The organism is Leclercia tamurae, from assembly GCF_025566055.1.
GTDB classification, from domain to species: domain Bacteria; phylum Pseudomonadota; class Gammaproteobacteria; order Enterobacterales; family Enterobacteriaceae; genus Enterobacter; species Enterobacter tamurae.
This window is the reverse complement of the sequence record NZ_JAMHKS010000065.1, coordinates 55,472-78,918: the sequence shown is the minus strand read 5'-3', so window position 1 is coordinate 78,918 and position 23,447 is coordinate 55,472. Positions and strand designations below refer to the sequence as shown.

Sequence of the window (23,447 nt, the reverse complement as noted above, 5' to 3'; positions counted from 1 at the left end):
CGGGCGCTGCATGGCAAGCTTAAAATGCAATCACGCCCTTAATCAGCCCGCGATTATTAATTACCTCCGCCTCATACACCTCCGCCAGCTCGCGAAACGCATAGCGGTGGGTCAGCATCATCTCTGCGGTTAACTTCCCTTCGGCCATCAACCGCCCGACTTTGGCAAAATCCTCTCCGGTGGCGTTACGGCTGCCCATAATGGTGGTCTCTTTCTTGTGAAACTCCGGATCGGAAAACTGCAGATCGCCCTTGTGCAGCCCGACGAAAACGATCGACCCGCCGTGGCGGATCAGATTGACGGCATTGTTCATCGCCTGCGGATTGCCGGTGGCATCAATCACCTTCTGCGCCAGCGCGCCGCCGCACTGCGCTCGCAACTGATCGGTAAAATCAGCCGCGGAGGGATCCAGCGCGGGCACGCCAAGGCAGGCCTGCACATGCTCGCGCCGGGCCGGGCTGGTATCGGCCACGATCACGTTCGCACCCTCCGCGTGGGCAATCGCCGCCGCCCCCAGACCAATCGGCCCCGCCCCCACCACCAGCAGACTATCCCCTGGCTGAATGGCTGCCCGGCGCACCGCATGGGCGCTGATGGCAAAGGGCTCGATCAAGGCCGCCGCCTCCGGATTAATGCCGTCGGCGGGCAGCAGATTGCTCTCAGGCACCGACAGATACTCGCTGAAACCGCCGTCCTGATGCACGCCGATCACCGAGATAGCTTCGCAGCAGTTGGTTTTACCGCTCTGGCAGGCCGGGCATTGCTGGCAGGCCACGTAAGGAATAACCGCCACCTGCTGTCCTGTATTCAACGTCTGAATATTTTTTCCCAGCGCCACAACGTCGCCACATATTTCATGCCCGAGCACGCGGGGATAATTAAAAAAGGGCTGATTGCCGCCCCAGGCATGTATATCCGTTCCGCAAATCCCCACGGTTTTTATTTTTATTAGCGCTTCGTTATCCCGGGGAGCGGGCACGTCTCTTTGCACCCAGCGTAATTTTTTCGGCTCCTGACACACCAGCGTATTCATCGTCGTCATTTTTTCGCTCTCCTGTTCTTTCGTGGTTTCAGATATTGATGAAAACGCGAAATAACGGGAAGACAAAAACAGGAAGTGTGAATCCCCGCGCATAAAGCCGTTTTAAATAGGGTTTTAATTGCCCACTCGCTGCACTAAGGAATGCTCATGAGCCGTTCACAAAATTTGCGTCATAACGTGATTAACCAGGTGATCGACGATATGGCCCGGGGCCACATCCCGTCGCCGCTGCCGTCCCAGAGCGCGCTGGCGGAGATGTACAACATCAGCCGCACCACCGTGCGCCATATCCAGACTCATCTCTGCGATTGCGGCGTTCTGACGCGGGTCAACAGTGACTATGTGATTGCCCGCAAGCCCGATGCCGGGGACGGCTTTACCTGCGAAATCGCCCCGCTGGCGGAGCAGACCCGGCTCTTTGAGCAGAGCTTTTTGTCGATGATTAACCAGCGCATCCTGCGTGCCGGGGAGGCCTTTTCGGAGCTGGAGCTGGCGCGCAGCGCAGGCGTCAGCCCGGTGGTGGTTAGGGAGTACTTACTTAAATTCAGCCGCTACAACCTGATCGAGAGTGAGAAACGTGGCCAATGGCGGATGAAGCAGTTCGACCAGTCGTGGGCTGAGCAGCTGTTCGAGCTGCGGGAAATGCTGGAAACCCACGCCCTGCAGCATTTTCTCAACCTGCCCGACAGCGACCCGCGCTGGCTGCAGGCCCGCACCCTGCTGGAGGAGCACCGGGCCCTCCGCGACAGCATCGGCGACAGCTTTCGCCAGTTTTCCCGGCTGGATCGCGACTTCCACTCCCTGCTGCTCTCCGCCGCCAACAATATCTTTTTCAACCAGTCGCTGGAAATCATCTCGTTTATCTTCCATTTCCACTACCAGTGGGACGAGAGCGACCTGAAGCAGCGCAATATCATCGCCATCGACGAGCACATGACCATCCTCAGCGCGCTGATCTGCCGCAGCGATCTCGATGCCAATCTGGCGATGCGCAACCACCTGAATACCGCCAAACAGTCGATGATCCGCTCCATCAAACAGAGCGCGACGGTCTTTTATTAAGTACCGATTAAAAACAGCAAATCTATACGGACTGCACGCTTCCGCAATCGGGCGCACGCGGGAAATTAGCGGCTGCCTATGCTCACCTGGAGTCGACTTATTTCCGTGAGTGGTGATGAATACCTTTATTTCATCACTGGTCGTTATAGATATTTCTCCAATAAATAGACCCGAGAAATAACCCTACCTTTATTCAGGAGTCCGGCGTGGAAAAAAGCAATATAACTCTCGACCCGCAGACCACCTTTGACAAAGAAAATATCCCCGATATGTCTCTGCCGCCAGCGGGTGCTATTCAGCGTAGCGCGCGTATTAAGCGCATCCAGACCACGGCGATGCTGTTATTATTTTTTGCCGCGGTGATTAATTATCTCGATCGCAGTTCGTTGTCGGTGGCGAATTTAACCATCCGCGAAGAGCTGGGGCTCAGCGCCACCGAGATCGGCGCCCTGCTGTCGGTCTTCTCGCTGGCGTATGGCATCGCGCAGCTGCCCTGCGGCCCGCTGCTGGACCGCAAAGGCCCGCGCCTGATGCTGGGGCTGGGTATGTTCTTCTGGTCGCTGTTCCAGGCGATGTCGGGGATGGTTCACAGCTTCACCCAGTTCGTGCTGGTGCGCATCGGGATGGGGATTGGCGAAGCGCCGATGAACCCGTGCGGCGTGAAGGTGATCAACGACTGGTTCAACATCAAAGAGCGCGGCCGTCCGATGGGCATTTTTAACGCCGCCTCAACCATCGGGGTGGCCATCAGCCCGCCGCTGCTGGCGGCAATGATGCTGGTGATGGGCTGGCGCGGGATGTTTATCACCATCGGCGTGCTGGGGGTGTTCCTCGCCATTGGCTGGTACATGCTCTATCGCAACCGCGAGGAGATTGCCCTGAGCGGCGTCGAGCAGGCGTACCTGAATGCCGGGAGCGTTAACGCCCGCCGCGATCCGTTAAGTTTTGCTGAATGGCGCAGCCTGTTCCGCAACCGCACCATGTGGGGGATGATGCTGGGCTTCAGCGGCATCAACTACACCGCCTGGCTCTATCTCGCCTGGCTGCCGGGGTATCTGCAAACCGCCTATAACCTGGATCTCAAAAGCACCGGCCTGATGGCGGCGATCCCGTTCCTGTTTGGTGCGGCGGGCATGCTGGTGAACGGCTTCACCACCGATGCGCTGGTCAAACGCGGCATGGCGCCGGTCCGCAGCCGTAAGCTGTGTATTATTAGCGGGATGTTGTTATCGGCGGCCTTTACTTTCGTGGTGCCGGAAGCGACCACGGCGATGAGTGCGGTACTGCTGATTGGGATGGCGCTGTTCTGCATCCACTTTGCGGGAACGTCGTGCTGGGGATTGATCCACGTGGCCGTGGCATCACGAATGACCGCCTCGGTGGGCAGTATTCAGAACTTCGCCAGCTTCATCTGCGCCTCGTTTGCGCCGATTGTCACCGGGTTTATTGTCGACACCACCCACTCGTTCCGCCTGGCGCTGATTATCTGCGGCTGCGTCACGGCATTAGGGGCACTGGCGTATATCTTCCTGGTGCGTCAGCCGATCAGCGATCCGCGCCAGCAGTAGTATTGCCGGGTGGCGGCTTCGCCTTACCCGGCCTACAAAACCGTAGGCCCGTGCAAGCAAAGCGCCGCCGGGCACAAACACAGCGCCCTGCCTGAACAGGGCGCTTTTTACATCAGAAGGTTTCCCAGTTATCACCGCTGTCGGCAACGGCCGCTTTACGCGTCGTCACCGGCGTGGCAACGGTTTTCGCCGCGTGCGCGCGGGATTTTTGCTGGTCCTGCTGAATACGGAACACCGCCACTGCCTGCGTCAGGCGGCTCGCCTGCTCTTCCAGGGCCGCGGCGGCTGCCGCAGATTCCTGCACCAAAGAGGCGTTCTGCTGCGTCACGCGATCCATCTCGGCAACCGCCAGACCCACCTGGTCGATACCGCGGCTCTGCTCGTCAGAGGCAGAGGCGATTTCGCCCATAATGTCGGTCACGCGGGTCACCGCACTGACGATCTCGCCCATGGTTTCACCGGCGCTCTCTACGAGGGTAGAACCCAGCTCAACGCGACCCACGGAGTCTTCAATCAGACTCTTGATCTCGCGTGCAGCCTGGGCGCTGCGCTGCGCCAGGTTACGGACTTCACCGGCAACCACCGCAAAGCCACGACCCTGCTCACCGGCACGCGCTGCCTCTACCGCGGCGTTCAGCGCCAGGATGTTGGTCTGGAAAGCAATGCCGTCGATCACGCTGATGATGTCAGCAATCTTCTGCGAACTGCCAGCGATGTCACGCATGGTCTGCACCACGTTATCCACCACTTTCCCGCCTTTCTGCGCGGTCTCGGACGCGCTCAGCGCCAGATGGCTTGCCTGACGGGCGTTCTCGGCGTTCTGCTTCACGGTAGCGGTCAGCTCTTCCATGCTGGCGGCGGTCTCTTCCAGGGAAGCGGCCTGCTGCTCGGTACGGGAGGAGAGATCGTTGTTACCCATAGAGATTTCGCTTGCGCCGCTGTAAATGGCATTGGCACCATTACGCACGTCGCCCACGGTACGCATCAGCTCAGCCTGCATATGACGCAGGTTATCAGCCAGCTGCCCCATCTCGTTAGTACCGTCCACCTCAATGCGCTTCACCAGGTCGCCGCTGGCGATATGGCGAATGCTGTCGGTCAGGCGGTTCAGCGGAGAGATCAGCGCGTGACGGATACCGACCCAGACGCCGACAATCACCGCCAGCACCAGGACCAGCACGCTTAACAGGATCCAGATCGCCTGGCTGTAGGAGCTGTTGCTGTCATCGACCGCGGTCTGATACAGATGATCGTTCTGCTGCAGATAGTTCACGTACTGCTTCTCAAAGCCGTCCTGATAACCCTGGGTCGGCTGATCGAAGAACTCATTGATCTTGCCCGCACCCAGGAGCTGGATCAGCTCGGCCAGCGCACCGTGATAGATATCGTAGTTACGTTTGATTTCCAGCGCGGCGGCTTCGCTCTGACGCGGGTCGCGCGGCAGGGCCTGGTAGTCCGCCCAGTTTTTTTCCGCCTGCTTCAGGGAAGCCGACGCAATCTGCATCAGATCGTTCACGGTCGCGCCGCTACCGATATTGTTCTGATCCATCATGTAGCGGATGCCCGCGCGGTTCAGGGTGTTACGGGTTTGCAGCAACGCTACCCAGCTGCCGTTAAGCGTGGATTGTTGCTGACGAATGGTTTGCAGAACGGTGAAGTTTTCTTTGTCATGCTTGAGGGCATTAAAGAAAAGACCACCGGATGTGAGTTGTAACAGGCCAAAAATAACCAGGACCAGCAGTAAGCTGGTAACAATCTTTATACGATTTAACATGAGTTCTCATTCCACCAGACAGGTACAGAATTTTCGGCCTGGGAAGCGAAAACTTTACGGAAATCATCCTGAAATTTGTGGTTTTTACTCTTCTTCTCGCTCTGCGACGTGCCGGTTTCCAAGTTCAATAAACTCTTCCAGCAGCGTCGTCAGCTGCTGCATTTTCTCCGGCGAATATTCCGCCTCAATGCGCTGATAGGCCTCTTCCACCTGAGCCTGAGCACGCTCATACAGGGCGCTGCCCTCTTTGGTGAGCGACACATACAGCTTGCGCTGGTCGTTAAGCGGCTTTAAGCGCAGCACCAGCCCGTCGCGCTCCATGCGCGTGAGGATCCCGGTCAGGCTCGGGCGCAGAATGCAGGTGCGAAAGGCCAGATCGTGAAAATCCATCGACGGATGTTCCGCCAGCACGCGCACGATCCGCCACTGCTGCTCCGTCAGATTGTGCTGCTTGATAATCGGGCGAAAAAAGGTCATCGCGGTTTCCCGCGCCTGGAGTAGTGCGATAGTTAACGAATTGTGCATGGCGCTCCCACCTCAACATCATTAATAACGAAACAATCAATGCCTCACGCGGCTTCCCGGCACCAGCGGCGCGGACAAAAAGTCTAACAGATATCACATAAAAATATTAACTTATTGATACACATAAATAAATTACAGTGAATGTAAATTTATTGTTATTGCTATCACAAATTATTTACTTCTGTTTGCCAAACACCCGGCAAGGGGCTAAAACCTAATCATTAACATATTAATGAACTCAAAACCCGATACCCGGCCCGAGGAGAAAGGAATGAAAGGTACTGTTTTCGCGGTGGCACTCAATCACCGCAGCCAGCTTGATGCCTGGCGCGACGCATTTCACCAGCCCCCTTACAACACGCCGCCGAAAACCGCCGTCTGGTTTATCAAACCGCGTAATACCCTGATCCGCTCCGGCGAGGCCATCCCGCATCCCGAAGGCGAACAGGTGCTGAGCGGCGCGACGGTGGCGCTGATAGTCGGCAAGACCGCGAGCAAAATCAGCCCGCAAGAGGCCGCCGATTACATTGCCGGGTACGCGCTGGCCAACGAGGTGAGCCTGCCGGAAGAGAGCTTCTACCGCCCGGCGATCAAAGCCAAATGCCGGGACGGGTTCTGCCCGGTGGGCGATCGCGCGACGGTCGATAACATCGATAACCTGACGATCGTCACCGAGATCAACGGCCGGGAAGTGGATCGCTGGAACACCGCCGATTTGCAACGCAACGCCGCCACCCTGTTGAGCGAGTTAAGCGCCTTCGCCACCCTCAACCCGGGTGACGCCATCCTGCTGGGCACCCCGCAGACCCGCGTGACCCTGCACCCGGGCGACCGGGTGCGCGTGCTGGCTGACGGCCTGCCGACGCTGGAAAACAGCGTGATTAACGCCCGCGAGCTGCCTGCTCAGCAAACCTTCGCCTGGCCGCTCTCCACCAGCGGGACGCTCTTTGCTCTGGGGCTGAACTACGCCGATCACGCCAGCGAGCTGGACTTTACGCCGCCCACCGAGCCGCTGGTGTTTATCAAAGCCCCGAACACCTTTAAAGAACACAACCAGACCTCGGTGCGTCCGGACAACGTCGAGTACATGCACTACGAAGCCGAGCTGGTGGTGGTGATCGGCAAAACCGCGCGCCACGTCGCCGAAGCCGGCGCCATGGACTACGTGGCGGGCTACACGGTCTGCAACGACTACGCCATCCGAGACTACCTGGAAAACTACTATCGCCCGAACCTGCGGGTAAAAAGCCGCGACGGCCTGACGCCCATCGGCCCGCAGATCGTGGACAAATCGGCTATTGCCGATCCGCACAACCTCACCCTGCGCACCTGGATCAATGGCGAGCTGCGCCAGCAGGGCAGCACCGCGGATCTGATCTTCAGCATCCCGTTCCTGATCGCGTATTTGAGTGAATTTATGACCCTGCAGCCGGGGGACATGATCGCCACCGGCACGCCGAAAGGGCTGGCCGATGTGCGCCCGGGCGACGAAGTGGTAGTGGAAGTGGAAGGCGTTGGCCGTCTGGTCAACCGGATTGTCAGCGAGGAGGCAAACTCATGAAAAAGATAAACCACTGGATCAATGGCAAAAACGTGGCGGGTAACGACTACTTCCACACCACCAACCCGGCCACCGGCGAGGTGCTGGCGGAGGTGGCCTCCGGCGGTGAAGCCGAGATCAATCAGGCGGTAGAAGCCGCCAAAGCCGCGTTCCCGAAATGGGCCAACCTGCCGATGAAGGAGCGCGCGCGCCTGATGCGCCGTCTGGGGGATCTGATCGACCAGAACGTGCCGGAGATCGCCGCGATGGAGACCGCCGACACCGGCCTGCCGATCCACCAGACCAAAAACGTGCTGATCCCGCGCGCGTCGCACAACTTCGAGTTCTTCGCCGAAGTGTGCCAGCAGATGAACGGCAAGACCTACCCGGTCGATGACAAGATGCTCAACTACACCCTGGTGCAGCCGGTGGGGGTGTGCGCCCTGGTGTCGCCGTGGAACGTGCCCTTTATGACCGCCACCTGGAAGGTCGCGCCCTGCCTGGCCTTAGGTAACACCGCGGTGCTGAAGATGTCGGAACTCTCCCCGCTGACCGCCGATCGTCTGGGCGAGCTGGCGCTGGAGGCGGGTATTCCGGCGGGCGTGCTGAACGTGGTGCAGGGCTACGGTGCGACGGCGGGTGACGCCCTGGTGCGCCATCACGACGTGCGCGCCGTGTCGTTCACCGGCGGCACCGCCACCGGTCGCCGGATCATGCAGGCCGGTGGTCTGAAAAAATACTCCATGGAGCTGGGCGGCAAGTCACCGGTACTGATCTTTGAAGACGCCGATATCGAACGCGCCCTGGACGCCGCCCTGTTCACCATCTTCTCGATCAATGGCGAACGCTGCACCGCCGGCTCGCGCATCTTTATTCAGCAGAGCATCTACCCGGAATTCGTCAAGCGCTTTGCCGAGCGCGCCAGCCGCCTGCGGGTGGGCGACCCGACCGATCCGAACACCCAGATCGGGGCGCTAATCAGCGCTCAGCACTGGGAGAAAGTCTCCGGCTATATCCGCCTCGGCATTGAGGAAGGCGCAACCCTGCTGGCGGGCGGCCCGGACAAGCCGGGCGATCTGCCTGCACACCTGAAAGGCGGCAACTTCCTGCGCCCGACGGTGCTGGCGGATGTCGACAACCGGATGCGCGTGGCCCAGGAGGAGATCTTCGGCCCGGTAGCCTGTCTGCTGCCGTTCAAAGACGAAGCCGAAGGGCTGCGGCTGGCGAACGACGTGGAGTACGGCCTGGCCTCCTACATCTGGACCCAGGACATCAGCAAGGTGCTGCGCCTGGCGCGCAACATCGAAGCCGGGATGGTGTTTGTAAACACCCAGAACGTGCGCGATCTGCGCCAGCCGTTTGGCGGTATGAAGGCCTCCGGCACCGGCCGTGAAGGCGGGGAATACAGCTTCGAGGTGTTCGCGGAGATGAAAAACGTCTGTATCTCCATGGGCGACCACCCAATCCCGAAATGGGGGGTATGAGATGGGCAAGTTAGCGTTAGCCGCAAAAATCACCCACGTGCCGTCGATGTACCTCTCTGAGATACCGGGCAAAAACTTTGGCTGCCGTCAGGGGGCCATCGACGGACATAAAGAGATCAGCAGACGCTGCCGCGAGCTGGGGGTTGATACCATCATCGTCTTCGATACCCACTGGCTGGTGAACAGCGCGTATCACATCAACTGTGCGGACCATTTTGCCGGGGTCTACACCAGTAACGAGCTGCCGCACTTTATCCGCGACATGACCTACGACTACGACGGCAACCCGGAGCTGGGCCAGCTGATCGCCGACGAAGCGGTGGCGAAGGGCGTGCGTGCCAAAGCGCACAACATCCCGAGCCTGAAGCTGGAGTACGGCACCCTGGTGCCGATGCGTTACATGAACGCGGATAAGCACTTCAGGGTGGTCTCCATCTCGGCGTTCTGCACCGTGCATGACTTTGCCGACAGCCGCAGGCTGGGGGAGGCGATCGTCAGCGCCATTGAAAAATATGACGGCACCGTGGCGGTGCTGGCCAGCGGCTCGCTGTCGCACCGCTTTATTGACGATCAGCGTGCCGAAGAGGGAATGAACAGCTACACCCGCGAGTTCGACCGTCAGATGGACGAGCGGGTGGTGAAGCTGTGGCGCGAAGGTCAGTTCAAAGAGTTTTGCAGCATGCTGCCGGAGTACGCCGACTACTGCTACGGCGAAGGCAATATGCACGACACGGTGATGCTGCTGGGCGTACTCGGCTGGGACAACTATGACGGCAAGGTGGAGTTTCTCACCGAGCTGTTCCCCAGCTCCGGCACCGGCCAGGTCAACGCCGTCTTCCCGCTGCCCGCATAAGGACGCCCTATGCCGCACTTTATTGTCGAATGTACCGAGAACATCCGTGAGCAGGCCGACCTGCCGGGCCTGTTTGCCCGCGTTAACGAGGCGCTGGCCGCCACCGGGATCTTCCCCCTCGGTGGGATCCGCAGCCGCGCGCACTGGGTGGACACCTGGCAGATGGCCGACGGCAAGCATGATTACGCCTTTGTGCACATGACGCTGAAGATCGGCACCGGGCGCAGCCTGGAGAGCCGTCAGCAGGTGGGCGAGATGCTGTTTGCGTTGATTAAAGACCATTTCGCCGGGCTGATGGATGCCCGTTACCTGGCGCTGTCGTTTGAAATCGAAGAGCTGCACCCGACGCTGAACTTCAAACAGAACAACGTGCACGCCTTGTTTAAGTAGCGCGCCCTCATGCCCGGTGGCGCTTCGCTTACCGGGCCTACAACGGCCCCGAACCGTAGGCCGGGTAAGCGCAGCGCCACCCGGCAAAAACAGGATATCGCCATGCTCGATAAACACACCCATACCCTGATCGCCCATCGCCTGCATCAGGCGGAACAGACCCGGGAGCAGATCCGCGCGATCTCGCTGGATTACCCGACGATCACCATTGAAGACGCCTACGCCGTGCAGCGCGAATGGGTGAGCCTGAAAATGGCCGAAGGTCGTACCCTGAAGGGCCACAAGATCGGCCTGACCTCAAAAGCGATGCAGGCCAGCTCGCAGATCAGCGAGCCGGACTACGGCGCCCTGCTCGACGACATGTTCTTTCACGACGGCAGCGACATCCCCACCGACCGCTTTATCGTCCCGCGCATCGAAGTGGAGCTGGCCTTCGTGCTGGCGAAACCGCTCCGTGGACCGAACTGCACGATGTTCGACGTCTATAACGCCACCGACTACGTGATCCCAGCCCTGGAGCTGATCGACGCCCGCTGCCATAACATCGATCCTGAAACCCAGCGTCCGCGCAAAGTGTTCGACACCATCTCCGACAACGCCGCCAACGCCGGGGTGATCCTCGGGGGTCGTCCGATCCGCCCGGACGAGCTGGATCTGCGCTGGATCTCCGCCCTGCTCTACCGCAACGGGGTAATCGAAGAGACTGGCGTCGCGGCAGGCGTGCTCAACCATCCCGCCAACGGCGTGGCCTGGCTGGCGAACAAGCTGGCCCCGTACGACGTACAGCTGGAACCCGGCCAGATCATCCTCGGCGGCTCCTTTACCCGCCCGGTGACGGCAAGCAAGGGCGACACCTTCCATGTTGACTACGGCAACATGGGCTCCATCAGCTGCCGCTTTGTATAAGGACGCCGCATGAATAACGCTTTTAAAGACGCGCTGAACGCCGGGAAACCGCAAATCGGCCTGTGGCTGGGGCTGACCAGCAGCTATAGCGCCGAGCTGCTGGCGGGAGCAGGCTTCGACTGGTTGCTGATCGACGGGGAACACGCCCCCAACAACGTGCAGACCGTCTTAACCCAGTTGCAGGCCATCGCCCCTTATCCCAGCCAGCCGGTGGTGCGCCCGTCGTGGAACGATCCGGTGCAGATCAAACAGCTGCTGGATGTGGGGGCGCAGACCCTGCTGGTGCCAATGGTGCAAAACGCCGACGAAGCCCGGCTGGCGGTGCGCTCGACACGCTATCCCCCTGCGGGTATTCGCGGCGTTGGCAGCGCCCTTGCCCGCGCCTCGCGCTGGAACCGCATCCCGGACTACCTGCATCAGGCCAACGACGCCATGTGCGTGCTGGTGCAAATTGAAACCCGCGAGGCGCTGAAAAACCTGCCGCAGATCCTGGATGTGGACGGGGTGGATGGGGTGTTTATCGGCCCGGCGGATCTCAGCGCCGACATGGGCTTTGCCGGTAATCCGACTCACCCGGAAGTGCAGGCCGCTATCGAGCAGGCCATCGCGCAGATCCGCGCGGCGGGGAAAGCGCCCGGCATTCTGATGGCCAACGAGCAGCTGGCTAAACGCTATCTCGAACTCGGGGCGCTGTTTGTCGCCGTCGGCGTCGACACCACCCTGCTCGCCCGCGGCGCCGAAGCGCTGGCGGCTCGCTTTATCGATAAACCGGTTACGTCTGTGAATAACAATAAATCCGTCTACTAAAGGTAAGATCTGGAGCGCAACATGACGACCTCTACCCTGCAAGATAATAAAGCCGTTGAACATCGCGTAATTAATAAGCTGTTCCGTCGTTTGATCGTCTTTCTCTTTATCCTGTTTGTCTTCTCGTTCCTCGACCGCATCAACATAGGCTTTGCCGGGCTGACGATGGGCAAAGATCTGGGCCTCACCTCGACGATGTTTGGCCTGGCGGCGACGCTGTTTTACGTCACCTACGTGCTGTGCGGGATCCCCAGCAACATCATGCTGGCGAAGATCGGCGCGCGCCGCTGGATCGCCGGGATCATGGTGGTGTGGGGCATCGCCTCGACCTGCACCATGTTCGCCACCAGCCCGCAGACGCTCTACATCCTGCGCATGCTGGTGGGCATCGCCGAAGCTGGTTTCCTGCCGGGGATCCTGGTCTATCTTACCTGGTGGTTCCCCGCGTATCATCGCGCCCGCGCCAACGCGCTCTTTATGATCGCCATGCCGGTGACCATGATGCTGGGCTCGATCCTCTCGGGCTATATTCTGGCCCTGGACGGGGTGTGGAACCTGAAGGGCTGGCAGTGGCTGTTCCTGCTGGAGGGGCTGCCGTCGGTAGTGCTCGGGGTGGTGACCTGGTTCTTCCTCAACGACACGCCGGATCAGGCTACCTGGCTGGACGACGAAGAGAAGCAGACCCTGAAAACGATGATCGCCCGCGAGCAGGAGAATGCCGTGGCACACGCCGCCACGCCGCGCTCGACGCTGCGCGAAGTGCTGACCCCGGCGGTGCTGCTCTATACCCTGGCCTATTTCTGCCTGACCAACACCCTGAGCGCCATCAACATCTGGACGCCGCAGATCCTGCAGAGCTTCAACACCGGCAGCAGCAATATCGTGATCGGCCTGCTGGCGGCGATCCCGCAGTTTTGCACCATCCTCGGGATGCTGTGGTGGAGCCGCCGCTCCGACAGGCTGAAAGAGCGAAAAAAGCACACCATCCTGCCCTATCTCTTCGCCGCGGCGGGATGGCTGCTGGCGTCGGCGACGGATCACAGCCTGATCCAGCTGCTTGGCATCATTATGGCCTCAACCGGATCCTTTACCGCCATGGCGATCTTCTGGACCACCCCGGATCAGGTGATTAGCCTGCAGTCCCGGGCGGTAGCGCTGGCGGTGATCAACGCTATCGGCAACGTCGGCTCAGCCGTCAGCCCGCTGCTGATCGGCATTCTGCGTGACGCCACCGGCAGCTTCAGCTCCGGGCTATGGTTCGTCGCCGGATTGCTGATAGTGGGTGCGCTGGTGCTGACGCGGATCCCGATGACCCGTCAGGAGAGCCGTGACAGCGCGCCGGGGATGGCGGCGCAGAAGATCCATTGAGGAGCGGTTATGTGCCAGAGCCCGATTGCCAATATCGACATCAGCAAAGAGTACGACGAAAGTCTGGGGACGGACGATGTGCATTATCAGTCCTTTAGCCGGATGGCGGCCTTTTTTGGCCGCGATATGCAGGCCCATCGCCACGACCACTATTTTCAGATGCACTTTCTGGATACCGGGCAGATTGAACTCCAGCTGGACGATCACCGCTACTCGGTGCAGGCACCGCTGTTCGTCTTAACGCCGCCGTCGGTGCCACACGCCTTTTTTACCGAATCGGACAGCGACGGCCATGTGCTGACGGTGCATGAAGATCTGATCTGGCCGTTGCTGGAGGTGCTCTACCCCGGCACCCGGGAGACCTTCGGCCTGCCGGGGATCTGCCTGTCGCTCGCGGATAAACCGGATGAGCTGGCGGCACTTTCTCACTACTGGCGGTTGATTCAACGGGAATCCACCGCCCAGCTTCGCGGGCGGGAGCATACCCTGGTGCTGCTGGCTCAGGCGGTGTTTACTCTGCTGCTGCGCAACGCCAGTCTTGACGATCACGCGGCCAACGGCATGCGCGGCGAGCTGAAACTGTTCCAGCGTTTTAACCAGATGGTTGACGGCCACTTCCACCAGCACTGGACGGTACCGGATTACGCCAGCGCACTGCACCTTACCGAATCGCGCCTGACCGATATCTGCCGCCGCTTCGCCAACCGCCCGCCGAAACGGCTAATCTTCGACAGGCAGTTGCGCGAAGCTAAGCGGCTGCTGGTCTTTTCCGACAACGCGGTAAACGAGATCGCATGGCAGTTGGGGTTTAAAGATCCGGCCTATTTTGCGCGATTTTTTAACCGACTGGTGGGCTGCTCGCCGAGCAGGTATCGGACGCAGAAGGTGCCGGTGTCGTGAATTTTACCCCGGTGGCGCTTCGCTTACCGGGGCTACGAAACCGCAGGCCGGGTAAGCGTTAGCGCCACCCGGCAGACAGACCGCACAGGATCAATGCACGGTCAGGTACGGCTCCTTCACAAATTCCGCTAACAGATACACCACGTCATGCAGTAACCCCGTTAAGGATGTTGCCACCGGTGGCGGTAGCGTATTGCTCAGTAGTGCCTGGGTCAGCGCCTGGGCATATCCCACCAGGGTCGCGGTCTCCTGCCAGCAATCGGGGATGCACGAGGTTACGTTTTCACCTGCGATCAGCTGCTCAATGAGATGCGGCGGTAAATCCTCATCGCACAGATGGCGGAACTGATTTAACGCCTGCAATAAGCGCCCACACAAAGCATTGCTTGCTTCATCGTCATGAGTGTCGATGAGGATGCAGACAAACGCGGCGCACGCGTCTGCGACTTCGAAAAGATCTGCCGAGGCCGGGAGGGGTTGGGTAATGATTTGGTGGATAACGTCTTCTTCGAAGTGAGAGTAAGACCGGGTTGGAATAGTAGTCATTAAATAACCTCCATGTGTATTTATTGGCACCACCAAAGTTCTCACGCCCTGGTGGAGACGCTGACGGGGGTGAGAACCGGTACACATGAACCCGGCCAACCCTAAGGTTGCCCCGCCAGCGTCGCCGTAATTTTAACGGCATGTCCGCTGGTACGGTACTTAAACCGTATAGTCATATGTAATCAGGTTCTCACGCCCGGCTGCGGTTATCGCCGCAACACACGCACCTTACGCCGCAGCGAGCATAAAAAAAACACTAAACCCTGCGTTTCATCAGGTTACTTCGCGCTTTGCGAGCATGCTTCCAGAACCCGCCGGACCGGATTTTTATTCGTGGATTCTGCACATAAAATGACAGCCCATTGCACATCGTAAACTATGGGATACAATAATGATTAACGTTTACGGTCGATGGAGCAGTCAGTCTGCTTCTCCTCGGTGGTACTAAGAAGAAACAAGATGCAGATATAGATAAGGCCGTTAAGTATCTTAACGACTATAAGAACAGGACATGAGAGGTAAGTGTTATGGCAAAGTCAGTGCTTCATGATGATGCAATGGTAAAACTCCTTAAGGATGATCCGGCGTTCGCGCCGATCTACCTTCACCAGGCATTCCTCGAAATTGATGAAGAGGGCGGATACGAAGCGTTCATACTCGCCCTGCGCCATGTCATCGAAGCAACCGGAGGCATGACAGCCATCGCGAAGCGTGCCGGTATTAGCCGCGAGTCTCTATATAAATCACTGTCGCCAAATGGCAATCCGTCTTTCAAGCGTGTTGCGGCGGTTGCCTCTGCTACAGGGTTCCCTATCTCCCGCATAGCGACAGCCTCGCAACACGCAGTGGCGTAACCGTAGGCCGGGTAAGCGCAGCGCCACCCGGCAACCAGACCGCACAGTGCCCCTATTAACCCCCACCCCGATCACAAATCTCACTCCCGCCTGAAAAGTACCCGCCGTTGACCTATTCGTCCCTTCACGAAACCCCTGCATGACGCTTCAATTAAACAACAAAAACAAAACACAAATTTAACAACTCTGTACCGATACGAGGTCCCTATGAAACCTGAAGATTTCCGTGCCAGCACCACCCGTCCGTTAACCGGCGAAGAGTATCTGAAGAGCCTGCAGGATGGCCGGGAGATCTACATTTATGGCGAGCGCGTAAAAGATGTCACCACCCATCCGGCGTTTCGCAATGCGGCGGCCTCGGTCGCGCAACTGTACGACGCGCTGCACAAACCTGACATGCAGGACGCGCTGTGCTGGAACACTGATACCGGCAGCGGCGGCTATACCCATAAGTTCTTCCGCGTGGCGAAAAGTGCCAATGACCTGCGCCAGCAGCGGGATGCCATCGCCGAGTGGTCACGTCTAAGCTACGGCTGGATGGGTCGCACCCCGGATTACAAAGCGGCCTTCGGCTGTGCGCTGGGCGCCAACCCGGCCTTTTATGGTCAGTTTGAGCAGAACGCCCGCAACTGGTACACCCGCATTCAGGAAAGCGGCCTCTACTTTAACCACGCTATCGTCAACCCGCCGATCGATCGCCACAAACCCGCCGACGAAGTGCAAGACGTCTACATCAAGCTGGAAAAAGAGACCGACGCCGGGATCATCGTCAGCGGCGCGAAAGTGGTCGCCACCAACTCGGCACTGACCCACTACAACATGATCGGCTTTGGCTCGGCGCAGGTGATGGGCGACAACCCGGACTTCGCCCTGATGTTCGTCGCCCCGATGGATGCCGAAGGGGTGAAGCTGATCTCCCGCGCCTCCTACGAGCTGGTGGCTGGCGCGACCGGCTCCCCTTACGACTACCCGCTCACCAGCCGCTTCGACGAGAACGACGCGATCCTGGTGATGGATAAGGTGCTGATCCCGTGGGAGAACGTGCTGATCTACCGCGATTTCGACCGCTGCCGTCGCTGGACCATGGAGGGCGGTTTCGCCCGCATGTATCCGCTGCAGGCCTGCGTGCGTCTGGCGGTGAAGCTCGACTTCATCACCGCCCTGCTAAAAAAATCGCTGGAGTGTACAGGTACGTCTGAGTTCCGCGGGGTACAGGCCGATCTCGGTGAAGTGGTGGCCTGGCGCAACATGTTCTGGGCCCTGAGCGACTCCATGTGCTCGGAAGCCACCCCGTGGGTCAACGGCGCGTATCTGCCGGACCACGCGGCGCTGCAAACCTACCGCGTGATGGCCCCGATGGCCTACGCCAAAATCAAAAACATCATCGAGCGCAACGTTACCAGCGGCCTGATCTACCTCCCGTCCAGCGCCCGGGATCTGAACAATCCGCAGATCGACAAATACCTGGCGAAGTACGTGCGCGGCTCCAACGGCATGGACCACGTGGAGCGCATCAAGATTTTGAAACTGATGTGGGATGCCATCGGCAGCGAGTTCGGCGGTCGCCACGAGCTGTATGAGATCAACTACTCCGGTAGCCAGGATGAAATCCGCCTGCAGTGCCTGCGTCAGGCGCAGAGTTCCGGCAACATGGACAAGATGATGGCGATGGTTGACCGCTGCCTGTCGGAGTACGACCAGAACGGCTGGAAGGTTCCGCACCTGCACAACAACACCGATATCAACCTGCTGGACAAGCTGCTGAAATAACGCGGCGGGAGGTCAAGATGCAACATGATGAACAACGCCTGCGTTTTCGCGACGCGATGGCCAGCCTCTCGGCGGCGGTCAATGTGATTACCACCGATGGCGACGCCGGACGCTGCGGCATTACCGCCACGGCGGTCTGCTCGGTGACGGATACCCCGCCGTCGGTGATGGTGTGCCTGAACGCCAATAGCGCCATGAACCCGGTGTTTCAGGGTAACGGCAAGCTGTGTATTAATGTGCTCAATCACGAGCAGGAGCTAATGGCGCGCCATTTCGCCGGGATGACCGGCATGGCGATGGAAGAGCGATTTACCCTCTCCTGCTGGCAAAAAGGCCAGCTGGCTCAGCCGGTATTGAAAGAGGCGCTGGTCAGCCTGGAGGGTGAGATAAGCCAGGTCCAGACCATCGGCACCCATCTGGTATACCTGGTGGAGATCAAAAATATCCTCCTGAGCCAGGAGGGACACGGGCTGATTTACTTTAAGCGCAGATTTCATCCGGTGTTAATTGAACAAGAAATGACCGTTTAATACCCTTCGCCAGCCGAATTTTCGGCTGGCGCTTATTTGTTTTCCACTTGCTCAAAATGAAACAATCACAATCTGAAACTAATGACAATATAAGTTTCTACTCCCCCCACCAGAGTTAATAGTTGTTTCGGACTTTTCCCCTTTTCCAGGGCACATTTCTTAAATTTGAAATGACACAAACTGCAAAATTATGTAATCTTCGCGACACAAAAACACTTTCATGAATAATAAAAAAACGTTTTAGTTGTTTACTGAATAGTTTTTTTATGGCAGCACCCTAAAGCAAACTGGACACTTCTTGACCGGAATCGTCATTTCCGTGCGGTAGCCTACCTTTTTTTTGCCCTTTTTGCTCCACTTCCTCAGCTATGCCGCCTCTGCTTCGTGACCTTCAGGTCAACTATTTGGGCAATATAAACAGTCGGATACCGACGAATTTTTATATTTAGATGCCAGGTTCCGAATATATGGAAAATATTTACAAATGAAGAACGCAACTCGCCTTCTGGTGATTTCGCTCGCCCTCATCCTGAGCGGCTGTGCATATTCCCCGAAGCAGGTTGAAGCCTCCCGACCGCTTGTCAATCCGGCCGCTTCAACCACACTCCAGCCCATGTCAGCCAATCTGCAACAACCTCTGAATACCCTGCCTCAGGGCGCGGCTCTGAGCGCCAATGGCAATACCTATATCCTGGGCCAGCGTTATGTCTCCGCCCTGGGTCTGGAATGCATTGAACTGCTGCGTAACCGCAACTACAACCAGTCGCAGCATGGCGTGACCTGCAAGAACGGTGATACCTGGTATCTGGTACCGCAACTGGAACAGGCATCCGCCAGCAATCTGCTTGCCGTGCAATAATTTTGAAGAGAAATGTTGTGAAAATAACGAAATTTCGGCAATTGAGTGCCATTGTGCTGTTGGCCTGCGCCTCTTGCGCTGCCTTTGCTGCACCCACTAAGGAAGATGCCCAGGCCTTTGGCATGAATACCCCGGCAGATACTGGCGACGGTCGACTGCAACTCGGTGGTGAACAGGCGATGAGCGGCCAGGCAAATACCTCCTCCACCACTGGTACCTTTGCGCAGCAAAACCGCCAGGGCATGTTACTCCCGGGCGAGTCCGACGTGCGTAAACTCCTCCCGCAGTCCGAGTCCGGCCTGCCCCCTCCATATGGTGCCAACCTGTTTGCCGGTGGCTATGAAACCGAGCGCAGCGACGGCTTAAACGATAATTATCTGATCGCTCCCGGCGATAAGCTGAATATCTGGATCTGGGGCGCGGTCAATTTCTCCAACGTGGTCACCGTTGACAATCAGGGCAATATTTTCATTCCTGACGTCGGCCCGATAAATGTCAAAAACGTGGCAGCAAGTAAAGTCAATAACTTAGTCACCAGCCACATCAGCGAAGTATTCACCAATAACGTTAATGTTTACGTTAATCTGCTTACCGCGACCCCGGTCAGCGTATTTGTCACCGGCCCGGTGATCCGTCCTGGACAATATGCCGGACAATCCTCCGATAGCGTTTTGTATTTCCTGAAACGCGCAGGCGGCATCGACTCCGATCGCGGCAGCTATCGTCATATTAAGGTGTTACGTCAGAACCGGGTCGTCCAGCAGATCGATCTGTACGAATTTATGCAACAGGGCAAAATGCCGAAGCTGTCCCTGAAGGATCAGGACGTCATTCTGGTTGAGCCGCAGGGCCCGATGATCAACGTGGCCGGTAAAGTGCGTAACCCGTTCCGCTTCGAGTTAAAAAACAGCACCGCGCTCGGCTCGGAGCTGATCGATTACGCCCTGCCGCTCGCCAAGGTGAGCCACGTGGGCGTGATTGGCGATCGCTCCAACGGCCCGTTCTCGGTCTATATGCCGTATAAAGATTTTGACCGCATTCAGCTGAGCGACGGCGACAAAGTGCTGTTTAACGACGACATGCATGCGCAGGTTTACGACGTGCAGGTGATGGGCAGCTATCGCGGGCCATCTTACTTCACCGTGCGTAAAGAGACCCGTCTGCACGATCTGCTGAACCACATCCCGATTGACCCAAACATGGCGGATTACGGCTCGATCTACATCATGCGTAAGAGCGTGGCCGCGCGGCAGAAAGAGATGCTGGAAGACTCCCTCAACCGCCTGGAGCGCAGCGTGTTTACCGCGCCTGCCAGTTCCGACGGTGAAGCGTCCATCCGGACCAAAGAAGCCGAGCTGGTGATGCGCTTCGTGGAAAAAGCCCGCAAGATCCAGCCGCTGGGGAAAGTGGTGGTGTCGGATAAAGGCGTGATTGCCAACATCCTGCTGGAACAGGGCGATCAGATTGTGATCCCGAACAAGACCGACCTGATTCAGATTGGCGGCGAAGTGATGATGCCGCAGGCGGTGGTCTACAACGAAGGCGCGAAACTTGAAGACTACGTTGCCTGGGCGGGCGGCTTTACCGACCGTGCGAACGACCAGCGTATTGCCGTGGTGCATGCCAACGGGCTGATGGAGTTTAAAGACGGGGGCAATGTCATGCCGGGCGATCAGATTCTGGTCATGCCGAAAGTGGACAGCAAAATGATGCAGTCCATCAAAGACATTACTCAGGTCATCTATCAGGTTGCCGTGGCGGCCAACGTGGTCCTGAATTAACCCTCACAGCGGGCTCGCTTAACGGCGGGCCCGTTCTGTTATATCGGCCTTCTTATGCTTAAACCTGTTCTCAATCAAACGCCCCGCAGCTCGTTTCAGGTGCTGCGGGATGTGACGTTTGGCCTGCTTATCCGTGAACTGAAAACACGATTTGGGAGTTACCGGCTGGGGTACGCCTGGGCACTAATTGATCCAATGTTGATGATTAGCCTGTTTAGTGTTGTTTTTGGGATGCGTAGCCAGAGTGGTTTTGGTGACGTTCCTGCTCAGGTATTTATTACTGCAGGTTATCTGCCCTTCATGTTTTTTAATAAAGTGGTTACCCAGCTTAAATCTGCTGTTAGTGCCAATATGGGACTGTTCTGCTACCGACAGGTCACACCATTTGCCACCTTTATTGCGCGCTTTATTCTCGAGGCTATTATAGGTTTGGTGGTAGGTTGCGTTTTAGTATTAGGATTATTGTGGTTTGGCTTTAATGCTATCCCTAGCGATCCCTTACAGGTTATTCTTGGCTATTTCATACTAATGATATTTTCATTTTCACTGGGGATTATCTTTTGTGTTCTAGGTAGTTTATTCAAAGAAGCGGATAAATTTCTCAACCTAATGATGATGCCAATAATGTTTGTATCCTGCGTGATGTACCCGCTTGCAAGTATTCCTGTACAATATCAACACTGGTTTTTATGGAACCCACTAGTACATTCTGTTGAGTTGATTCGTTCAGGTTGGATCGCTGGCTATGTGAGCCCGGATGCCAGTTGGGCTTATTTCACCAGCGTGACTTTGGTGATGCTGACATTTGCGATGAGTTGTTATCGTCTGAGCCATCGGCGTCTTATCGCCAGTTAAGTGAAATTAAATGATCATTTTAGATAATGTATCGAAGTATTATCCTACAAGATTTGGTCGCAACTATGTTTTGCGTGACGTGAGTATCACGTTACCCCGCGATCGAAATATCGGTATTTTGGGTACTAATGGTGCGGGTAAATCAACTCTGCTGCGCCTGCTGGGCGGTATGGATACGCCTAGCAAGGGCAGGCTTAGTCGTCATTGTCGTGTATCATGGCCCCTAGCCCTTAACGGTGGTTTTCAAGGTAGCATGACCGGGCGGGAAAATACTCGCTTCGTCTGCCGTATACATGGCGTTCATGATACACAGGCTATTGAAGAGTGGGTTAAAGAATTCTCAGAAATTGGCCAGCATTTCGAACTCCCCATAAAAGCTTATTCCAGCGGAATGAAATCTAAGTTTTCGTTTGCGGTCAGCATGGCTTTTGATTTTGATATCTATCTTACCGACGAAATTACCTCAGTAGGCGATGCACGCTTTAAACAAAAATGTATCGATGTATTCACGCAAAAACGCGAGACCGCTAGTCTCATAATGGTGTCACACGACATGAAGAACTTACGCCAACAATGCGATATGGGGATTGTGCTGCGTAATAGCACACTTGAGATGTTTGACAATATAGAAGATGCCATCCGCATTTATCAAAATTTATAATAAGCTTAAAAATATGACTCAACCAATTCGCTCCAACAAATCTTCCGGCTTGATGCGCAAATTGCAAAAATTAAAAACTAAGCCCAAAAATTTTATTGTTGATTCCAGCGGTTACCGCTTGGCTCATCGCTCATGGAAGCAAAGCCTTAAACTTGGCAGCTTTCAATGGGTATTAGCTTGTTTTGCTATCGCCATTATCTATTTCGGATTGATTGCTTCTGATCGCTATGTGAGCCGAGCAGAGTTAGTAGTTAAGCAGGCCGACCAGATAAAAATGCTGCCAGATGCTTTATCGATGCTGGGCCTTGGTGGTAACAATCATCAGGATGCGTTATTAATACAGGATTATCTCAAGTCTTCTGACCTGCTTAATAAACTAGATAAAAAACTGGGTCTAAAGGCTCATTACCAGAATAACAAAGTTGACTACTTTTCTCGCCTTCACACTGATGTCAGCCAAGAGGAATTTCTCAAGTATTATCGAGAGCATCTGACCTTGCGTCTAGATGATATCTCTGGTGTCTTAACGATTGAATTACAGGCATTCGATCCTGCGTATGGCCAGCAAGTGGTTGGCCTAATGTTGAAAGAATCAGAAGCTTTTATAAATAAACTAGGACATCAGGTTGCAGTTGAACAATTGGCTTTTGTCGAGAAAGAAGTTGACCGTGCTTATCAGCGATTACAGGTCGAAAAAGCAAAAGTCCTGGAATTTCAAAACACCCATCACCTTATTAGCCCAGAATCGAGCAGTACGGCCCGAATGGGTGTTGTAAGCCAGATTGAAGGCCAACTTGCACAGCAACAAGCTCAGTTGAAACAACTGCAAAGTTATATGAAGGAAACCGCACCTGCAGTAGTTTCTGTACAAGCAAGAATTGATGCTTTAACCCAGCAGTTAGCCCAAGAACAAGGCCGATTGACAGGTGCGGATAAAAATTCGATGAACGAAGTCACTGCAAGTTATATGGATGTTCAAACTCAGGCTACGCTTGCGGCAGACCTGTACAAAACTGGACTAATCAGCTTGGAGCAAGCCAGGATAGAGGCTTACCGTAAACTCAAACATCTTTTGATCATTAGTCAGCCTTCAATCGCTGAAGATGCTGAGTACCCACGCCGTCTTTATAATTTGGCAACAATTGGCGTACTCCTATGTCTTTTGTATGGCCTAGCGGTGATGGGTATCGCAACTTTACGAGAGCATCAGGACTGATTGAGATGACATGTACTTCTTATTATTAATTTGATTTTTATCGCAATTAATACATCACATATTACTTAACCGAAAAAAAATCAAGTAATTCTTTCACCGAAGAGGCTCTCATTATTGGAGAGGCTGTTTAAACTTCATTGGTATTAAACATTTATT

At 56.4% G+C, this 23,447-nt stretch carries 22 protein-coding genes; 18 read left to right on the top strand and 4 right to left on the bottom strand.

Going from position 1 to position 23,447, the window contains the following annotated elements:
- Window positions 1-19: 19 nt before the first annotated feature.
- Entirely contained in the window at window positions 20-1,042 is a 1,023-nt protein-coding gene (locus M8318_RS04450) for a zinc-binding alcohol dehydrogenase family protein (RefSeq protein WP_262661111.1), read from the bottom strand.
- A gap of 147 nt (window positions 1,043-1,189) precedes the next feature.
- Here M8318_RS04450 and M8318_RS04445 point away from each other — a divergent pair, with 147 nt between their 5' ends.
- Both M8318_RS04445 and M8318_RS04440 read left to right on the top strand, forming a co-directional pair.
- Window positions 1,190-2,104: a GntR family transcriptional regulator gene (locus M8318_RS04445; RefSeq protein ID WP_106995722.1), complete on the top strand. Its 915-nt coding sequence runs from the start codon at window positions 1,190-1,192 to the stop codon at window positions 2,102-2,104.
- A 206-nt stretch (window positions 2,105-2,310) separates the two neighbouring features.
- On the top strand, window positions 2,311-3,672 hold the full coding sequence (locus tag M8318_RS04440; RefSeq protein WP_262661110.1) for an MFS transporter: 1,362 nt from the start codon (window positions 2,311-2,313) through the stop codon (window positions 3,670-3,672).
- A gap of 112 nt (window positions 3,673-3,784) precedes the next feature.
- Here M8318_RS04440 and tsr read toward each other — a convergent pair whose 3' ends face one another.
- Window positions 3,785-5,446 carry a methyl-accepting chemotaxis protein gene (tsr, locus tag M8318_RS04435; RefSeq protein ID WP_262661109.1) on the bottom strand — a complete coding sequence of 554 codons (1,662 nt, stop codon included), beginning with the start codon at window positions 5,444-5,446 and terminating at the stop codon, window positions 3,785-3,787.
- Between the two features lie 84 nt (window positions 5,447-5,530).
- The gene (gene hpaR, locus M8318_RS04430; RefSeq protein WP_262661108.1) at window positions 5,531-5,971 is read right to left on the bottom strand and encodes a homoprotocatechuate degradation operon regulator HpaR; all 441 of its coding nucleotides are present in this window, start codon (window positions 5,969-5,971) and stop codon (window positions 5,531-5,533) included.
- A gap of 271 nt (window positions 5,972-6,242) precedes the next feature.
- Here hpaR and hpaG point away from each other — a divergent pair, with 271 nt between their 5' ends.
- From hpaG to hpaA, 8 genes are all read left to right on the top strand, one after another.
- Window positions 6,243-7,532 (top strand): 4-hydroxyphenylacetate degradation bifunctional isomerase/decarboxylase, encoded by a 1,290-nt coding sequence (hpaG, locus tag M8318_RS04425; protein WP_262661107.1) that lies wholly within the window; start codon window positions 6,243-6,245, stop codon window positions 7,530-7,532.
- The gene (gene hpaE / locus M8318_RS04420; RefSeq protein WP_262661106.1) at window positions 7,529-8,995 is read left to right on the top strand and encodes a 5-carboxymethyl-2-hydroxymuconate semialdehyde dehydrogenase; all 1,467 of its coding nucleotides are present in this window, start codon (window positions 7,529-7,531) and stop codon (window positions 8,993-8,995) included. The genes hpaG and hpaE overlap by 4 nt, the downstream gene beginning before the upstream one ends.
- A gap of 1 nt (window position 8,996) precedes the next feature.
- The gene (gene hpaD, locus M8318_RS04415; protein WP_262661105.1) at window positions 8,997-9,848 is read left to right on the top strand and encodes a 3,4-dihydroxyphenylacetate 2,3-dioxygenase; all 852 of its coding nucleotides are present in this window, start codon (window positions 8,997-8,999) and stop codon (window positions 9,846-9,848) included.
- 9 nt (window positions 9,849-9,857) lie between these two features.
- Window positions 9,858-10,238, top strand: a complete 381-nt coding sequence (locus M8318_RS04410) for a 5-carboxymethyl-2-hydroxymuconate Delta-isomerase (protein WP_262661104.1) — start codon at window positions 9,858-9,860, stop codon at window positions 10,236-10,238.
- Window positions 10,239-10,340: 102 nt separating this feature from the next.
- Entirely contained in the window at window positions 10,341-11,144 is an 804-nt protein-coding gene (hpaH, locus tag M8318_RS04405) for a 2-oxo-hept-4-ene-1,7-dioate hydratase (protein WP_261644711.1), read from the top strand.
- Between the two features lie 9 nt (window positions 11,145-11,153).
- Entirely contained in the window at window positions 11,154-11,951 is a 798-nt protein-coding gene (gene hpaI, locus M8318_RS04400; RefSeq protein WP_262661103.1) for a 4-hydroxy-2-oxoheptanedioate aldolase, read from the top strand.
- 21 nt (window positions 11,952-11,972) lie between these two features.
- Complete coding sequence (hpaX, locus tag M8318_RS04395) at window positions 11,973-13,319, top strand: 4-hydroxyphenylacetate permease (protein WP_262661102.1); 1,347 nt, start codon at window positions 11,973-11,975, stop codon at window positions 13,317-13,319.
- Window positions 13,320-13,328: 9 nt separating this feature from the next.
- Window positions 13,329-14,219 carry a 4-hydroxyphenylacetate catabolism regulatory protein HpaA gene (gene hpaA / locus M8318_RS04390; protein WP_262661101.1) on the top strand — a complete coding sequence of 297 codons (891 nt, stop codon included), beginning with the start codon at window positions 13,329-13,331 and terminating at the stop codon, window positions 14,217-14,219.
- A gap of 90 nt (window positions 14,220-14,309) precedes the next feature.
- Here the strand turns inward: hpaA and M8318_RS04385 are convergent, their stop codons facing one another.
- Window positions 14,310-14,765, bottom strand: coding sequence for a hypothetical protein (locus tag M8318_RS04385; protein ID WP_262661100.1), 456 nt, complete (start codon window positions 14,763-14,765; stop codon window positions 14,310-14,312).
- A gap of 527 nt (window positions 14,766-15,292) precedes the next feature.
- On the opposite strand from M8318_RS04385, the gene M8318_RS04380 reads away from it, so the two are divergent.
- The 8 genes from M8318_RS04380 to M8318_RS04345 all read left to right on the top strand — a co-directional run bounded on the left by M8318_RS04380 (window position 15,293) and on the right by M8318_RS04345 (window position 23,291).
- Entirely contained in the window at window positions 15,293-15,619 is a 327-nt protein-coding gene (locus tag M8318_RS04380) for an addiction module antidote protein (RefSeq protein ID WP_262661099.1), read from the top strand.
- A gap of 207 nt (window positions 15,620-15,826) precedes the next feature.
- Entirely contained in the window at window positions 15,827-17,389 is a 1,563-nt protein-coding gene (hpaB, locus tag M8318_RS04375) for a 4-hydroxyphenylacetate 3-monooxygenase, oxygenase component (RefSeq protein WP_262661098.1), read from the top strand.
- Between the two features lie 17 nt (window positions 17,390-17,406).
- Window positions 17,407-17,919 carry a 4-hydroxyphenylacetate 3-monooxygenase reductase subunit gene (locus M8318_RS04370; protein WP_262661097.1) on the top strand — a complete coding sequence of 171 codons (513 nt, stop codon included), beginning with the start codon at window positions 17,407-17,409 and terminating at the stop codon, window positions 17,917-17,919.
- A gap of 484 nt (window positions 17,920-18,403) precedes the next feature.
- The gene (locus tag M8318_RS04365; protein ID WP_106995706.1) at window positions 18,404-18,778 is read left to right on the top strand and encodes a hypothetical protein; all 375 of its coding nucleotides are present in this window, start codon (window positions 18,404-18,406) and stop codon (window positions 18,776-18,778) included.
- Window positions 18,779-18,795: 17 nt separating this feature from the next.
- Window positions 18,796-20,559, top strand: coding sequence for a polysaccharide biosynthesis/export family protein (locus M8318_RS04360; protein ID WP_262661096.1), 1,764 nt, complete (start codon window positions 18,796-18,798; stop codon window positions 20,557-20,559).
- Window positions 20,560-20,670: 111 nt separating this feature from the next.
- Window positions 20,671-21,414, top strand: a complete 744-nt coding sequence (locus M8318_RS04355) for an ABC transporter permease (protein WP_262661095.1) — start codon at window positions 20,671-20,673, stop codon at window positions 21,412-21,414.
- Between the two features lie 10 nt (window positions 21,415-21,424).
- Complete coding sequence (locus M8318_RS04350) at window positions 21,425-22,075, top strand: ABC transporter ATP-binding protein (protein WP_262661094.1); 651 nt, start codon at window positions 21,425-21,427, stop codon at window positions 22,073-22,075.
- Entirely contained in the window at window positions 22,047-23,291 is a 1,245-nt protein-coding gene (locus tag M8318_RS04345) for a sugar transporter (RefSeq protein ID WP_262661093.1), read from the top strand. The genes M8318_RS04350 and M8318_RS04345 overlap by 29 nt, the downstream gene beginning before the upstream one ends.
- Window positions 23,292-23,447 lie beyond the last annotated feature (156 nt).

Excerpts from the sequence above, each read along its gene's own strand:
- M8318_RS04450 (WP_262661111.1), bottom strand. The coding sequence starts at position 1,042 with ATGACGACGATGAATACGCTGGTGTGTCAGGAGCCGAAAAAATTACGC.
- M8318_RS04445 (WP_106995722.1), top strand. The coding sequence starts at position 1,190 with ATGAGCCGTTCACAAAATTTGCGTCATAACGTGATTAACCAGGTGATC.
- tsr (WP_262661109.1), bottom strand. The coding sequence starts at position 5,446 with ATGTTAAATCGTATAAAGATTGTTACCAGCTTACTGCTGGTCCTGGTT.
- hpaR (WP_262661108.1), bottom strand. The coding sequence starts at position 5,971 with ATGCACAATTCGTTAACTATCGCACTACTCCAGGCGCGGGAAACCGCG.
- hpaG (WP_262661107.1), top strand. The coding sequence starts at position 6,243 with ATGAAAGGTACTGTTTTCGCGGTGGCACTCAATCACCGCAGCCAGCTT.
- hpaE (WP_262661106.1), top strand. The coding sequence starts at position 7,529 with ATGAAAAAGATAAACCACTGGATCAATGGCAAAAACGTGGCGGGTAAC.
- hpaD (WP_262661105.1), top strand. The coding sequence starts at position 8,997 with ATGGGCAAGTTAGCGTTAGCCGCAAAAATCACCCACGTGCCGTCGATG.
- M8318_RS04410 (WP_262661104.1), top strand. The coding sequence starts at position 9,858 with ATGCCGCACTTTATTGTCGAATGTACCGAGAACATCCGTGAGCAGGCC.
- hpaH (WP_261644711.1), top strand. The coding sequence starts at position 10,341 with ATGCTCGATAAACACACCCATACCCTGATCGCCCATCGCCTGCATCAG.
- hpaI (WP_262661103.1), top strand. The coding sequence starts at position 11,154 with ATGAATAACGCTTTTAAAGACGCGCTGAACGCCGGGAAACCGCAAATC.
- hpaX (WP_262661102.1), top strand. The coding sequence starts at position 11,973 with ATGACGACCTCTACCCTGCAAGATAATAAAGCCGTTGAACATCGCGTA.
- hpaA (WP_262661101.1), top strand. The coding sequence starts at position 13,329 with ATGTGCCAGAGCCCGATTGCCAATATCGACATCAGCAAAGAGTACGAC.
- M8318_RS04385 (WP_262661100.1), bottom strand. The coding sequence starts at position 14,765 with ATGACTACTATTCCAACCCGGTCTTACTCTCACTTCGAAGAAGACGTT.
- M8318_RS04380 (WP_262661099.1), top strand. The coding sequence starts at position 15,293 with ATGGCAAAGTCAGTGCTTCATGATGATGCAATGGTAAAACTCCTTAAG.
- hpaB (WP_262661098.1), top strand. The coding sequence starts at position 15,827 with ATGAAACCTGAAGATTTCCGTGCCAGCACCACCCGTCCGTTAACCGGC.
- M8318_RS04370 (WP_262661097.1), top strand. The coding sequence starts at position 17,407 with ATGCAACATGATGAACAACGCCTGCGTTTTCGCGACGCGATGGCCAGC.
- M8318_RS04365 (WP_106995706.1), top strand. The coding sequence starts at position 18,404 with ATGAAGAACGCAACTCGCCTTCTGGTGATTTCGCTCGCCCTCATCCTG.
- M8318_RS04350 (WP_262661094.1), top strand. The coding sequence starts at position 21,425 with ATGATCATTTTAGATAATGTATCGAAGTATTATCCTACAAGATTTGGT.
- M8318_RS04345 (WP_262661093.1), top strand. The coding sequence starts at position 22,047 with ATGCCATCCGCATTTATCAAAATTTATAATAAGCTTAAAAATATGACT.